The following is a 14254-nucleotide window of genomic DNA, read 5'->3' on the forward strand; positions in this document are numbered from 1 at the left end:
GCCGGCGTCGACGACGAGCACGCGGCGGCGCGCCCGGCCCAGCATCAGCGCCGCCGACAGCCCCGCGGCCCCGCCGCCGATCACGATGGCGTCCCAGTGTTCCTCGATGTCCTTGTTCGTGTGCATGACAACAGTTCACGCCTGGTGTGCGTAAACTGCAAGGAGATTTGCACTATTGGCAAGGAGTTGCGTGTGACGGAGGAACTCAGGCAGGTCGGGACGCGATTGCGGGCGTACCGCCACAGCAAGGGCTGGACCCTGGACGAGTTGGCCGAGCGCGCGGACATGTCGGCCAGCACGCTCTCCCGTCTCGAATCGGGCAAAAGACAGGCCAGCCTCGAGCTGCTCCTGCCGCTCACCCGCCAGTTGGGGATCAGCCTCGACGATCTGGTGGCGCCGTCGACCGTGGACCCCAGGGTGCGGCGTCCGGTGATCCACCGGGACGGGATGGTGATCGCGCCCCTGGCTCCCGAGGGGTCATCGGTGGGCACCTACAAGATCACCTACCCGCCGGCGAGTGCCGCGCCCGAACCCCGGGTCCACGACGGCTACGAGTGGTTCTACGTCCTGTCCGGCAGGTTACGCCTGGTCCTGGGCGACCAGGAGCTGATCCTGACCCGGGGTGAGGCAGCGGAGTTCGACACCAAGATCCCGCACAGTCTGTCGGCCGCCGGGGCGCGGCCGGCGCAGGTGATCAGCATCTTCAACGACGACGGGGTGCGGATGCACACGCACACCGCGAGCTCATGAGGCCTCCCGGCCTCCCGGTTTGGTCGGTCGCCCGGACGTGCTGGTAAGGTATCCCTCGCTGCTCGAGAGGGCGGCACCGTCGCCCGCGAGGGTGCCGGGGGGCTATAGCGCAGTTGGTAGCGCGTCTCGTTCGCATCGAGAAGGTCAGGGGTTCGATTCCCCTTAGCTCCACGGAGAGATGTCCCGGACCATCGAGTCAGATGGCCTGGGACATCCGTCATTTGCTGGAGGAACGGCGACCGATGAACACCGATGTGGGCGGCAAGTGGCTGTTCCTCGCCGCGGCGATCGCCCTCGAGGTGGCGGGCTCGCTCTCACTGAAGGGGGCGCTCACCACGCCCGCGCTCTACGCGATGGTGGCCGTCGGGTACGTGGGCGCGTTCGCCTTCCTGGCCCTCACCCTGCGGGCGGGCGTGCCGCTCGGGGTGGCGTACGGCATCTGGGGGGCCTCCGGCGTCGCCCTGACGGCGGGCCTGTCGTCCCTGATCTACCACGAGCCGCTGACCCCGCTGATGATCGCGGGCATCGCGGTGATCATCGCCGGGGTGTTGTGCGTCGAACTGGGATCCCAGCGCGCCCGGTCACGCGCCGAGGGGGCCGGCTGATGGCCTGGGCCTATCTCGCCGTCGCGATCTCCTTCGAGCTCGCCGCGACGCTCTCGCTCCGGATGGCCGTCGACAACGCGCGGTGGTACGCCGCCGTCGTGCCCGGCTACCTGGTGGCCTTCGTCTTCCTCTCCCTGACGCTGGCCGAGGGGATGCCGCTGGGGGTCGCCTACGGGATCTGGACGGCCGCCGGCGTGGCTCTGGCCGCGGTCCTGAGCCGGCTGCTCTTCCGCGAACCCCTCACGCCGTTGATGGGTGCGGGGATCGTCCTGATCGCCGGCGGGGTGTTGCTCGTGGAGCTGGGCGCGGGCGTCTGAGGGCAGTGGCCCCGATCGTTAACACGGGGTTCATTACCACCACGATTCGCGCGGACGCGCCTGAGTAATGTTCTGCGTCATGGCGATACCCGCGTCCGAGGGCGACGACGAACCGGGGACCCCCTCGACGGTTCAGCGATTCATCGACGAGACCCCCCGCTGGCGGGACGGCACCCCCGCGGTCGCCGGCGGCATGACGAGCATGCAGGGCAGGATCTGGTGGCTCGCCTCGGCGGGGAAGTTCTTCGAGGGGCTGATCGTGTTCCTCATCGGGGTGGCGCTGCCCCTGATCACCGCCTATTGGTCCCTCTCTGCCGTGGAGACCGGTCTCCTCACCGCGGCGCCTCTGGCCGGGATCATGGTCGGCGCCACCGCGCTCGGTGGGCTCTCGGACCGGTTCGGCCGCAGACAGATGTTCCTCATCGAGATGGTGCTGTTCACCGTGTTCCTGCTCGGCGCCACCGTGGCGCCCGGGTTCGCCGTGTTCCTGGTGTGCCTGTTCGGGATGGGCACCGCTCTGGGGTGCGACTACCCGACCGCGCACGCGATGATCTCCGAGACGCAGTCCACCGCCGGCCGCGGAAGACTGGTGCTGTCGGCGTTCGCGTTCCAGGCGGTAGGGGCCGTGGCGGGGACCCTGGTCGGTGTCGCGATCCTCAGCACCACCGACTCGCTCGACTCCTGGCGGCTGATGTTCGGCGTCGTCGTGGTGCCGGCGGCACTCGTCGCCGTCGGCCGGTTGTTCATCGTCCAGAGCCCGCACTGGCTCGCGAACGTCGGTCGCCACGCGGAGGCCGAGGTCGAACTCAGAAAGCTCCTCGACCGCACGCCGCAGTACCCCTCGGTCGTGACACTCTCGGCAGACCGGGGCGCGGACGAGGCGGAGACCAAGGACGTCCGCGCGCTGTTCGCGGCCCCGTGGCGTCGGTCGACCATCCTGGCATCGGTGCCGTGGTTCCTCCAGGATCTGAGCACCTACGGCATCGGCATCTTCACGCCGACGATCATCGCGACCACGCTCGGGAACGTCGCCAGTAGCGGGTCCTCGTCGTCGGCCATCATCCACAAGGATCTGCTCGGCGCCAAGGGGGCCGCCCTCATCGACGTCTTCCTCCTGGTGGGCATCCTGGTCGCCATCGTGTTGGTCAACCGGTGGGGTCGAATGCGGTTGCAGATGCTGGGGTTCCTCGGCTGCGCGACCGGGCTGGCGATCGCCGCGTCGTCCACCCTCGCCCACGGGTCGGTGCAGACGGTGCTCGTCTTTGCCGGTTTCATCCTGTTCCAGTTCATGACCAACCTCGGGCCCAACTCGATGACCTATGTGGTGGCGGGGGAGGTGTTCCCGACCGCACTGCGCGGGACGGGTGCCGGCATGGCGGCGTCCATCGCCAAGTCGGGTGCGGTGCTGACCTCGTTCCTGTTCCCGATCCTTCTGGTCGCCTGGGGAACCAGCGCAGTCCTGGCGATCCTGGTGGGGACATCCCTGCTCGGGGCTCTCATCACGTGGCTGTTCCGCATCGAGACCACCGGCAGGAGCGTCGAGGAGATCGACTCGATGTACGAGGAGCATCCGGAGCAGGCGGAGCCCGCCCAGCGCTGATACCGGTCAGTCCACCTGTGGCACTGTGGGCGGTATGCCGTCTCCCCGGATCGCCATCACCTTCTGTACGCAGTGCCGGTGGATGCTCCGCGCCCAGTGGTACGCGGGCGAGCTTCTCCAGACTTTCGAGAGCGAGATCGGCGAGATCGCGCTCGTGCCTGCCACCGGCGGCACGTTCCGGATCGATGTCGGCGACGAGCAGGTCTGGAACCGCAAGAGGGATGGCGGATTCCCCGAGATCACCGAACTGAAGCGGGCTGTCAGAGATCTCGTCGCTCCGGGGAGGTCGCTCGGTCACGCCGACCGGGTCGAGCCCACCGACTAGCCACAGGGGTCGTCCCTGGCGGATCCGCGGGGCGCCCGTTCGTCGTGGACGCACCCGTAATCCACGCAAAGTCCACTTTGAGGTAAGCGAACTCTGATGTGCTGAGGTGCAGGCGGTGAGCGCCGCCCTCGACGACCCCAGGGAGAGCGACATGTCCGGAAGACTTCTCACCGTGTGCGGCGTGGCCGCCGTAACCCTCCTCGCGGGCGCCGGGACCGCGAACGCGCAGCTCGGTTCCGTCACCGGTTCGCTTCCGGGGTCGACCAGCGGGCCGGTCGGTTCCACGGCCACCGCGGTCTGCAACGTCGGTAGCGTGGCCAACCTCGCCGGGGCCGGACTGCCGACCAGCGCGGTCTGCTCGGTCGCACCGGCGCTGGGCAGGTCGATCGACCACCTGCTCGCCGGAGACACCAACGGTTCGGTCTCCGCGCTCGTCGGTGGCGTCCCGGGGGTGGGGAGTGCCCTGGAGAGGGTGGTACCCACGGACTCGGCGGCCGACCTGGTGGATCAGGCGCTCGCGGGGATCGACGCGACGTCGCTCACCCCCCAGGGCTGAGCGGGCCGGCGCGCGCTCGCAAGACGGGCACGGAGACAGGTGAGCCAATTGCACTCAGTGCAAAAGTGCTGGCCAAAGCACGTGATCACTGGATTGGAACGCGTTATAGTTCGCCTATGACCCTCGCACCAGGTAGCCCCGTCCCCGATGTCTTCAGCCCGGCGAAGATCGGAGAGGTGACGCTGCGCAATCGCATCGTCAAGGCCGCGACGTTCGAGGGCCGCTGCCCCGAGGGCCGGGTCACCGACGAGCTCATCGAGTTCCACGCCGAGTACGCCCGCGGCGGCGTCGGCATGACGACGGTCGCCTACCTGGCCACCTCGCCCGAGGGTCGGACCGACCGGCACCAGTATCACTGGGGCATGGACGACGGCGGCATGCTGCGCAAGCTCACCGACACGGTGCACGCCGAGGGCGCGGCCGTCTCGGCGCAGGTCGGCCATGCGGGGGCGGTGGCCAATTCCGCCTCCAACAAGATGCCGGCGATGGGGCCGTCCCGCATCCCGGCCCCCACGGGAATGTCCCTGACCAGGGCCTGCACCGAGGCGGATATCGATCGTATCGTGGAGGACCACGTCCGAGCGGCCCGTGGGGCGGCGGAGGCCGGGTTCGACGCCATCGAGGTGCACTTCGGGCACAACTACCTGGTGAGCGAGTTCCTCAGCCCCAAGTTGAACAAGCGCAAGGACTCCTACGGCGGGTCCCTCGAGAACCGTGCTCGGTTCGCCCGCCGCATCGGCCGCGCCATCCGCGACGCGATGGGCGACCGGATCGCCGTGACCATCAAGCTCAACATGGACGACGGCGTGCCCGGCGGATTCTGGATCGACGAGGCCGTGCAGGTGGCCAGGTGGATCGAGGAGGACGGCTCGGCGGACGCCCTGGTGATGACCGTGGGCAGCTCCCTGCTCAACCCCATCTACCTGTTCAAGGGCGACGCGCCGCTGCACGAGTTCGCCGCCACCCAGCCGACGGTCATCAAGTTGGGCATGAAGGTCGTCGGACCCAGGATGTTCAAGGAGTACCCCTACACGGACGCCTACATGCTCGACGACGCCCGCCAGATCCGCGAGGCCGTGAGTATGCCCATGATGCTGCTCGGGGGGATCGTCGACCGACCGTCGATCGACAAGGCGATGAGCGCGGGATTCGAGTTCGTGGCCATGGGGCGCGGCCTCCTGCGTGAGCCGGACCTGCCCAACAAGCTGAGGGCCGATGATCGTCGTCGGTCCCTGTGCGTGCACTGCAACCGCTGCATGGCCACGATCTACAGCGGGAGCCGCTGCGTGTTGCGCGACCACGTTCCGCCCGTCCCGGCGCGCGGCTGACCCCGACCGGCGTCAGGCCACCTTCCTGACACCGGCGGGCCGCTACGGTGGGACCCCAGGAGGCCCGCTCGAGCGACCCGGGCCGGAAGGGGAGCACATGTCGAGGCGACGGATCACCGACTACCGTGGCAAGACCTGCGTGGTCACCGGAGCGGCCAGCGGGATCGGCCGCGCCGTGGCGATCCGGCTGGCGGGCGAGGGCGCGCGGCTGGTGCTGACGGACCGCGACGCCGCCGGGTTGCAGACGGCGGCACAGGCCTGCCGGGACGCGGGTGGCGCGGTGCTGGGCTCCGAGACCGTGGACATCACCGAGCACGAGGCGGTGATGGGGTTCGGCGAGAGCACGATCGCCGCGCACGGCGCCCCGCACGCGATCTTCCACGTCGCGGGCAACTCGGCATGGGGGCGGCCCGACCTGCTCGAACACCGCGTCTGGCGGTCCATGGTCGAGGTCAACCTCATGGGCACCATCCACGTGATCGAGGCGTTCGTCCCGGCGATGATGGCGGCGAAGCGACCCGCCGCGCTCGTCATGGTCTCGTCCGCCGCCGGTCTGCTGGGTCTGCCGTGGCACGCCGCGTACAGCGCCGCCAAGTTCGGCATCCGTGGCATCGCCGAGGTGCTCCGCTTCGACCTGGCGCCGTACGGGATCGGCGTGCACCTGGTGTGTCCCGGCGGGGTGGACACCCCGTTGGTGGAGACCGTCGAGATCGCGGGCGTGGACCGTTCGAACCCGCAGGTCGCCAAGACCGTGGACCAGTTCAGACGCCACGCCGTCACCCCGGAGGTCGCGGCCGAGAAGACACTCGAGGGCGTACGCAAGGGGCGCTACATCGTCTACACCTCGCCGGACATCCGACTGGGGTTCGCCGCCCAGAAGTTCGCTCCGCCGCTCTACACACTCGCGATGCGACTCCTGAGCCGTCGCATCAACAAGGCCGGAGAGGGAATCCTCCCGTGAGGGGGATGGAGACCCTCAACGACGCCGCCATCCTGCTGGCCCGGCTCGGGCTCGGGGCGGTGTTCGTGGCCCACGGGTGGCAGAAGTTCTTCACGCTGGGGTTGAGCCGGGTGGGCGAGCAGTTCGCCGGGTACGGGATCCCGCAGCCGGAGGTGACCGCCGCGGTCGTCGCCGGGGTCGAGTTGATCGCGGGGATCGCACTCATCGCGGGCATCCTCACGCCGCTGGCCGGGATCCTGCTGGCGGTGGACATGGCGGGAGCCCTGTATTTCGTCCACGCCACCAACGGGCCCTTCGTCACCCAGAACGGCTGGGAGCTCGTGGTGGCACTCGGGGTGGGCGTGTTGCTCATCGCGGCGGTCGGGGCGGGCCGGTTCAGCATCGACCGGGCGCTGGGCGGGTAGGGCCGGCGTCGCTCGCGGTGGGCGGCACGGCGGGGCGAGTCGAGGCTAACGCCAGGACGGCAGCCAGAGCTGCTGGTTCCATTCCGTCGAGGTGATGGGCATCCCCGACAGGATGGGCAGCATGTAGAGGAAGTTGGCCACCACGAGCCCCAGATAGAGGCACACGATCGCCCGGCCGATCGTCTTGCGCCGTGGCGAGTCGGTGGACCTGCCGGCGATCTCGCCCAGCACCAGCGCGACCATCATCACGAAGAACGGCACCATCACCGAGGCGTAGAAGAAGTACATCTGGCGGTCGTGCTGGAAGAACCACGGCAGATAGCCGGCCATGTAGCCGACGAGCGGGAACGCGTACCGGCCGTCGCGGCAGATGACGGCCCGCCAGAACGCCCAGCCGAGCACCGGGATCGCGAGCCACCAGATCGCGGGCGTGCCGAGGAGCATGATGGCGCGGACGCAGGAGTCCTGACCGCAGCCGGTCACGTCCTCGCCCTGCTCGACGTAATAGAGCATCGGCCGCAGGCTCATCGGCCAGGTCCACGGCTTGGACTCCCACGGGTGTAGGTTGCCCGCCGAGGTGGTGAGCGAGGAGTGGAAGTCGAGCACGGACGACTGGTAATACAGCCACGACTGGAGTGAGTCGGGCAGCCAGTTGTCGTCGACCTTTGACCCCACCGCGTGCCGGTACACCGAGTTCTCACCGGCGAACCACGGGAGCCAGGTGAACATGTGGATCAGGGCGGGCCAGATGACCAGGGTGACGAAGGCCGGGACGGCATCCCGGAGCAGCGTGCCCGCCAGCGGTCGCCGCACCCCGTAGCGACTGCGCAACGCCCAGTCCCAGGCCACCGTCATGAGGCCGAAGAACGCGATGAAGTACAGGCCCGACCACTTGACGCCCAGGGCCAGCCCGAGCATGACGCCGGCGGTGAACCGCCACCAGCGGAAGCCCAGTCGCGGTCCGAAGTCCGACAGGTGGAGCCGGCCGGCGAGCGCGGCGCGGTGCATCCGGCCGCGCATCTGGTCGCGGTCGACGAGCAGGGCACCGGCGGCGGCAGTGACGAACAGGACCTGGTAGATGTCGAGCATGCCGATGCGGGAGGTCACGAAGGTGACCCCGTCCAGACACAGCAGCAGGCCCGCGACCAGGCCGAGTTGCGTGGATCGGGTCAGCCGCCTGGTGATCCGCATGACCATGAGCACCACGAGCACGCCGCAGATCGCGGCGGTGAACCGCCAGCCCAGTGGGGTGTAGCCGAAGAGCAGTCCGCCCAGCGACTCGATCTGCTTGGCGACGGGCGGGTGGACCACCAGTCCGTAGGCCGGGTTCTCCTCGATCCCCAGCTGCGCGATGCTGAACGACTGCGGCGCGTAGTGCTTCTCGTCGAAGACCGGGGTGCCCTCGTCCGTGGCGGAGGTCAGGCCCCAGAAGCGCGAGAGGAAGGCCAGGACCAGGATGACGCCGGTGGCGATCCAGTCGCGGGGGGTGTCGACCGGCCCGGTGTCCGGATCCGGGAGCGGGCGGCCCGGGGATCGCACGCCTGGGGTCGAGGTCACACCGCGAGCATAATGGTGGCCTTCCCGGGACCGGGGACACGGGCAGGGCAGGACGCGGGCGAGACGCGGACGAGACTCTGGCGAGACGCGGGCGCGGACATCGGCGACCGGGGACGGGGGCGACCGGGGATAGGGTGGAGCGCATGACGTCCGGACGTGTCGTGTTGGCGGCCACCCCCATAGGGAATCCGGGCGACGCCTCCTCCCGGCTGAAGGACCTGCTCGCCACCGCCGACGTCGTGGCCGCCGAGGACACCCGGCGTCTGCGCGGGCTCGCCACGGCGCTCGGGGTGACGGTCCCCGGCCGGGTCATGAGCTTCTACGAGCACAACGAGACGGGCCGCGTGCCCCAGCTGATGGACCGGGTCCGCGCCGGTGACGTGGTGGCCGTGGTGACCGACGCCGGGATGCCCGCGGTGTCGGACCCGGGGTATTCGCTGGTCACCGCGTGTATCGAGGCCGGGCTCCCGGTGACCTGTCTTCCCGGCCCGTCGGCCGTCACCACGGCACTGGTGCTCAGCGGCCTGCCCGTGGACCGGTTCTGTTTCGACGGCTTCCCCCCGCGCCGAGCTGGTCGTCGCCGCACCTGGCTGGCCCGGCTTGCTGCGGAGGAGCGCACGTGCGTGTTCTTCGAGTCGCCCCACCGCCTCGGGGACACTCTCGCCGAGGCGGCGGAGGTGCTGGGCGCCGGTCGGCGCGCGGCGGTGTGCCGTGAGCTCACCAAGATGTACGAGGAGGTCCTGCGGGGCACGCTCGGCGAGCTGGCCGAGCGGACCGCCGACGGGGTGCGCGGGGAGATCGTGGTGGTGATCGAGGGGGCGGACGCCGAGGACTCGACCGCCACGACCGAGGACCTGGTCGAGATCGTGGAGGAGCGGGTCGAGGCGGGAGAGCGGCTCAAGGACGCCTGCGCGGCCGTCGCCGAGGGCTCGTCACTGACCAAGCGGGAGCTCTACCAGGCGGTCGTCGACTCGCGGGGCTGAGCACCTCGCGGGGCTGACCACCACGTCGCGCGCTGCCGACTACCAGGGCACCGGTCCACCGCCCCAGGTGAACGCGGCCTTGTGTACGCACTCGTCCCACTCGGCGTCGGGGTCCGAGTCGATGGTGATGCCGCCGCCCACGCCCAACTCGACGCGCCCGTCGGGGGTGGCCTCGAGGGTGCGGATGGCCACCGCGAGCTCGAGGTCCCGGCCCAGGGCGAGGCCGTACGCCCCGCAGTGCAGGCCCCGCGACCGCGGTTCCCACCCGGCGATCAGCTCGCGGGCCCGTGCCTTCGGCGTCCCCGTCACCGAGGCCGGGGGGAAGGTGGCCTCCACCAGCGCCGCGTTGTCCGCGGTCGTGCGGGCGGTGACGGTGGAGACCAGGTGGTGCACGCCGGGCGCCGGGCGGATGGCGAGCAGGTCGGTCACGGTCACCGACCCGACGTCGGCCACGCGCCCGAGGTCGTTGCGGACCAGGTCCACGATCATGATGTTCTCCGCGATGTCCTTCGCGGACCCCAGCAAGAGCGCCGGGTCCAGGTCCGCCGCCAGCGTGCCCTTGATGGGGCTGGACCGCACCTGATCGCCGCGGCGCACCAGGTACTCCTCGGGCGAGAACCCGAGGACGGCGCCCCAGGGTCCCTCGAGATACGCCGAGCGTGCGGCGGGGGAGTGGCCGGCGATCGCGAGGAAGGTCTCGAGCGGGTCCGCGCGGAGCCTGCCGTGCAGTCGCGTGCTCAGACAGGCCTGGTAGACCTCGCCCGCGCGGATCGACTCGAGACAGTCCGTCACGGCCGAGCGGTGCGCCCCGCGGTCCGGCGCGGCCCAGTCCGGGAAGTGGTCGGCAGGGTTGTCGTTGTTGTCGTTGTTGTCGTCGTCCTGGCGGCCGTCACGTCGGGCGGCACCGTGGTCGCGGACCACCTGCGCCGGGTCGGGGGCGTCGCCGTGGCGTGTCCACCGGCCGTCGGCGTCGAGGGTGAGCCACCCGGAGGCCTCGCCGCGCACCGCGGCCGGGAGCGGTGGGGCGGCGCCGGGCACGGTGTCGGGGAAGGACCGGTAGACGACGACGAGGTGGTCGCTCTCCTCGAACGCCGACTCCTGCGACACGGGCCGGAGGTCGACCGACGGGACCACCACGGCGCGGCGATCCCGCCAGTCGCCGAGGAAGGCGGCAGGGGGCGCCAGGCCGTGTGACCGCGCCCGTTCCCGCAGCGCACGGAGCAGCTCCGGGACGGGTATCAGACGCTCGCGCACCCGTTCATGCTTACACGCACCTGTGCTGGTGAAGAACTTATTATCTTGCACAGCGCCGAAGTTGTTGACAAGGTTTCAGGAATGTCCACCTCTAGAGAACAGAAGAGTGACCCCGGGAACACGCCACCTCCCGCGCCGACGGCACGGCTTCGCGCGGACTTCGCGGTGATCGTCCCCGCCGCCGTGATCGCCCTGATCGTGGTGGTGTGGGGCTTGTTCTACACGGTCTCGTTCGAGAGCGCCGCGGGTCGGGCGTTCGACGTGGTGGTCCACACGGTGGGCTGGTTGTTCATCGTGGTGGCCACCACGGTCGTGGCCTACACCGTCTATCTGGCGTTCTCCCGCTTCGGCGCGATCCGGCTGGGAGGCGACCACGAGAAGCCTGAGTACTCCACCCGGTCCTGGATCGCCATGATGTTCGCCGCGGGCATGGGCATCGGTCTGATGTTCTACGGCGTGTCCGAGCCGCTCACCCACTTCCAGACCCCGCCGCCGGGTCAGGAGCAGCAGTACGACGTGGCCATGGCCACCACCGCCTTCCACTGGACCCTGCATCCGTGGTCCATGTACGCCATCGTCGGCCTGGCCCTCGCGCTGGCGGCCTACCGCTTCAAGCGCGGCCACCTGATCTCGCAGGCGTTCGTCCCGCTGATCGGCGAGAAGCGGGCCAACGGGTGGATGGGCAAGGTGCTCGACATCGCGACGGTCGTGGCCACGATCTTCGGTACCGCCGCCTCGCTCGGTCTCGGCGCGCTGCAGATCCGGGCCGGGCTGAACGAGACCGGTGCGGTCAGCGGCGGCGGCATCGCGCTCGTCGTGGGCGTCATCGTGGTCCTGGGACTGGTGTTCCTCGCCTCGGCGGCCTCCGGGATCGGCAACGGCGTCCGGATCCTGTCCAACATCAACCTGGTGCTGGCGGTCTCGCTCGCGCTGTTCGTCGCGATCTTCTCCGGCGCGCTGTTCTTCATGCTCGACCTGGTCCCCACCACCGTCGGTGCGTACTTCTCCGACTTCTTCGAGATGGCCTCCCGCACCGCGGTGAGCGAGAACGGCGAGGCGGCCGAGTGGCTGTCCGGCTGGACGGTCTTCTACTGGGCCTGGTGGATCTCCTGGTCGCCCTTCGTCGGGATGTTCCTCGCCCGGATCAGCCGGGGCCGCACGGTCCGCGAGTTCATCATCGGCGTGGTCCTCATACCCAGCACGCTGTCGGTGCTGTGGTTCTCGATCTTCGGCGGGTTCGCCCTGTATCTCGAGGACGCCGGTCGGAGCATCTTCGGCGACGGTTCGCTCGAGCCCCAGCTGTTCAACCTGCTCCGCGAACTGCCGCTCGCGCCGGTGCTCATGGTGGTCGCCATGGTGCTCATCGCCGTCTTCTTCATCACCTCGGCCGACTCGGCGTCGATCGTCATGGGCGGCATGGCCCAGCACGGGGTCGAGGAGCCGTCACGGTGGATCGTCATGCTCATGGGTACCTTCACCGCGGCGGTCGCGATCATCATGCTCCTCGCGGGCGACGGCGGCGGGAACGCGCTGTCGAGCCTGCAGAACATGACCATCATCGCGGCGTCACCGTTCGTCCTGGTGCTGATCGCCCTGTGCGTGTCGATCCACAAGTCGCTCTCGCACGATCCGGCGGCCGAGAACGCCTGACGCGGGCCGGGTGCACTCCCGGCACGGCGGCCGCGGACGCGACCACTACTCTGGACGCATGGCGAAGACAGTCCTGACCGCGGTCGCATGGCCGTACGCGAACGGCCCCCGGCACATCGGACACGTCTCCGGGTTCGGGGTGCCGTCGGACGTCTTCTCCCGGTACCAGCGGATGGCCGGCAACGACGTGCTGATGGTCTCGGGCACCGACGAGCACGGCACCCCGCTGCTCGTGCAGGCCGAGAAGGAGGGGGTGTCGGTCCAGTCGCTCGCGGACCGGTACAACCGGGTGATCGTCGACGACCTGGCCGGACTGGGGCTGAGCTACGACCTGTTCACCCGCACCACCACCCGGAACCACTACTCGGTGGTCCAGGAGCTCTTCCGGGGCCTGCACCGCAACGGGTACATGGTGGCCAAGACCACCACCGGGGCGGTGAGCCCGTCGACGGGCCGCACCCTGCCGGACCGGTACATCGAGGGCACCTGCCCGATCTGCGGTTACGACGGCGCCCGGGGCGACCAGTGCGACAACTGCGGCAACCAGCTGGACCCGGCGGACCTGAAGAACCCGGTCTCCAAGATCAACGGTGAGACCCCGAAGTTCATCGAGACCGAGCACTGGTTCCTGGACCTGCCCGCCCTCGCGGACTCGCTGGGGGACTGGCTCAAGGGTCGGAAGGACTGGCGGCCCAACGTCCTGAAGTTCTCGCTCAACCTGCTCGAGGACCTGCGTCCGCGTGCGATGAGCCGGGACATCGACTGGGGGATCCCGATCCCGGTCGAGGGCTGGCAGGACCGGGGCGACAAGAAGCTCTACGTGTGGTTCGACGCCGTGGTGGGCTACCTGTCCGCCTCGATCGAGTGGGCGTGGCGCTCGGGTGAGCCCGAGGCGTGGCGTCGCTGGTGGACCGACCCCGAGGCCGTCTCCCACTACTTCATGGGCAAGGACAACATCACGTTCCACTCGCAGATCTGGCCGGCCGAGCTCATCGGCTACGACGGCCGGGGTGCGCACGGTGGCGAGCCGGGCGCGCTCGGTGCGCTCGGCCTGCCCACCGAGGTGGTCTCGTCGGAGTTCCTCACCATGTCCGGGTCCAAGTTCTCCTCCTCGCGGGGCGTGGTGATCTACGTCCGGGACTTCCTGGCGGAGTTCGGCCCCGACTCGCTGCGGTACTTCATCTCGGTGGCCGGCCCGGAGAACCAGGACACCGACTTCACCTGGGACGAGTTCGTGCGACGCACCAACGCCGAGCTCGTGGGCGGCTGGGGCAACCTGGTCAACCGCACGGTGTCGATGGCGCACAAGAACTTCGGCGAGATCCCGCGCCCCGGCACCCTGACCGACCTCGACGCCGAACTCCTGCGTGACGCGGAGTCCGCGTTCGCCACGGTCGGCGGCCACCTCGAGCGCTCCCGCTTCAGGGCCGGTGCCACCGAGGCGATGCGGATCGTCGGCGCCGCGAACCGCTACATCGCCGCGACCGAGCCGTGGAAGCTGGCCAAGGAGCCGGACCAGCGCGAGCGCCTGGGCACCGTGCTGCACACCGCCCTGCAGGTGGTCTCCGACGCCAACACCCTGCTCACCCCGTACCTGCCGTCGGCCGCGCAGCAGATCCACGGCGCGATCGGCGGGCAGGGCGTGTGGGCCGCGTCGCCGCAGGTCCACGAGGTGATCGACGACATGCCGGTGGACCTGGTCGGGACGGGCCTGCCCGAGGCCGGGCGCAGTTACCCGGTGATCATGGGCGACTACGCCTCCGAGCAGGCCCGGTGGGCGCGCACCGAGCTCACCCCCGGGATCCCGCTGGCCAAGCCCAGCCCGCTGTTCGCCAAGGTCGACCCGGAACTCGCCGAGACCGGACCCGCCTGGGCGCCCATCCAGCCGGCGACGGCCCCACCGGCCACGCCCCCACCGGCCACGGGGCAGCACGCCCCTGACCAGACGGCGGAGTGACCGGCGC

15 protein-coding genes and 1 tRNA gene are annotated in these 14254 nt (G+C 69.8%); 13 read left to right on the forward strand and 3 right to left on the reverse strand.

All coding sequences use genetic code 11. From position 1 onward, the window contains the following. A partial coding sequence (locus G6028_RS11865) for an FAD-binding protein (RefSeq protein ID WP_194306996.1) occupies positions 1 to 126 on the reverse strand: 126 nt, incomplete at its 3' end. A gap of 66 nt (positions 127 to 192) precedes the next feature. On the opposite strand from G6028_RS11865, the gene G6028_RS11870 reads away from it, so the two are divergent. From G6028_RS11870 to G6028_RS11915, 10 genes are all read left to right on the forward strand, one after another. Next, complete coding sequence (locus G6028_RS11870; RefSeq protein ID WP_182641318.1) at positions 193 to 750, forward strand: cupin domain-containing protein; 558 nt, start codon at positions 193 to 195, stop codon at positions 748 to 750. Positions 751 to 848: 98 nt separating this feature from the next. Further along, positions 849 to 921 (forward strand) — tRNA-Ala (locus G6028_RS11875). 71 nt (positions 922 to 992) lie between these two features. After that, positions 993 to 1355, forward strand: coding sequence for a DMT family transporter (locus tag G6028_RS11880; protein ID WP_182610614.1), 363 nt, complete (start codon positions 993 to 995; stop codon positions 1353 to 1355). Further along, positions 1355 to 1672 carry a DMT family transporter gene (locus G6028_RS11885; protein WP_179525828.1) on the forward strand — a complete coding sequence of 106 codons (318 nt, stop codon included), beginning with the start codon at positions 1355 to 1357 and terminating at the stop codon, positions 1670 to 1672. Before G6028_RS11880 ends, G6028_RS11885 begins: the two co-directional genes overlap by 1 nt. A gap of 79 nt (positions 1673 to 1751) precedes the next feature. Next, entirely contained in the window at positions 1752 to 3272 is a 1521-nt protein-coding gene (locus G6028_RS11890) for an MFS transporter (RefSeq protein WP_182610615.1), read from the forward strand. 34 nt (positions 3273 to 3306) lie between these two features. Beyond that, on the forward strand, positions 3307 to 3597 hold the full coding sequence (locus G6028_RS11895; RefSeq protein ID WP_182615351.1) for an Rdx family protein: 291 nt from the start codon (positions 3307 to 3309) through the stop codon (positions 3595 to 3597). Positions 3598 to 3712: 115 nt separating this feature from the next. Then, positions 3713 to 4153 carry a hypothetical protein gene (locus tag G6028_RS11900; RefSeq protein WP_259847965.1) on the forward strand — a complete coding sequence of 147 codons (441 nt, stop codon included), beginning with the start codon at positions 3713 to 3715 and terminating at the stop codon, positions 4151 to 4153. A gap of 116 nt (positions 4154 to 4269) precedes the next feature. After that, positions 4270 to 5481 (forward strand): NADH:flavin oxidoreductase, encoded by a 1212-nt coding sequence (locus G6028_RS11905; RefSeq protein ID WP_182658989.1) that lies wholly within the window; start codon positions 4270 to 4272, stop codon positions 5479 to 5481. A gap of 97 nt (positions 5482 to 5578) precedes the next feature. Then, positions 5579 to 6442 (forward strand): SDR family oxidoreductase, encoded by an 864-nt coding sequence (locus G6028_RS11910; protein ID WP_179525823.1) that lies wholly within the window; start codon positions 5579 to 5581, stop codon positions 6440 to 6442. Positions 6443 to 6447: 5 nt separating this feature from the next. Continuing rightward, on the forward strand, positions 6448 to 6846 hold the full coding sequence (locus G6028_RS11915) for a DoxX family protein (RefSeq protein WP_179525822.1): 399 nt from the start codon (positions 6448 to 6450) through the stop codon (positions 6844 to 6846). A gap of 45 nt (positions 6847 to 6891) precedes the next feature. On the opposite strand, the gene G6028_RS11920 is transcribed toward G6028_RS11915, so the two are convergent. Beyond that, positions 6892 to 8403, reverse strand: coding sequence for a phospholipid carrier-dependent glycosyltransferase (locus tag G6028_RS11920; RefSeq protein WP_182658990.1), 1512 nt, complete (start codon positions 8401 to 8403; stop codon positions 6892 to 6894). 143 nt (positions 8404 to 8546) lie between these two features. Here G6028_RS11920 and rsmI point away from each other — a divergent pair, with 143 nt between their 5' ends. Further along, positions 8547 to 9386, forward strand: coding sequence for a 16S rRNA (cytidine(1402)-2'-O)-methyltransferase (gene rsmI / locus G6028_RS11925; protein ID WP_182658991.1), 840 nt, complete (start codon positions 8547 to 8549; stop codon positions 9384 to 9386). A gap of 39 nt (positions 9387 to 9425) precedes the next feature. On the opposite strand, the gene G6028_RS11930 is transcribed toward rsmI, so the two are convergent. After that, positions 9426 to 10640, reverse strand: coding sequence for an aminodeoxychorismate synthase component I (locus G6028_RS11930; protein WP_182658992.1), 1215 nt, complete (start codon positions 10638 to 10640; stop codon positions 9426 to 9428). Between the two features lie 81 nt (positions 10641 to 10721). Between G6028_RS11930 and G6028_RS11935 the strand changes: the two genes are divergently transcribed. Continuing rightward, positions 10722 to 12290 carry a BCCT family transporter gene (locus G6028_RS11935; protein WP_182638876.1) on the forward strand — a complete coding sequence of 523 codons (1569 nt, stop codon included), beginning with the start codon at positions 10722 to 10724 and terminating at the stop codon, positions 12288 to 12290. Positions 12291 to 12348: 58 nt separating this feature from the next. Further along, positions 12349 to 14247, forward strand: a complete 1899-nt coding sequence (metG, locus tag G6028_RS11940; protein ID WP_241730713.1) for a methionine--tRNA ligase — start codon at positions 12349 to 12351, stop codon at positions 14245 to 14247. Positions 14248 to 14254: the final 7 nt, after the last annotated feature.

This window comes from Dietzia cercidiphylli (assembly GCF_014145145.1).
GTDB lineage: Bacteria > Actinomycetota > Actinomycetes > Mycobacteriales > Mycobacteriaceae > Dietzia > Dietzia natronolimnaea.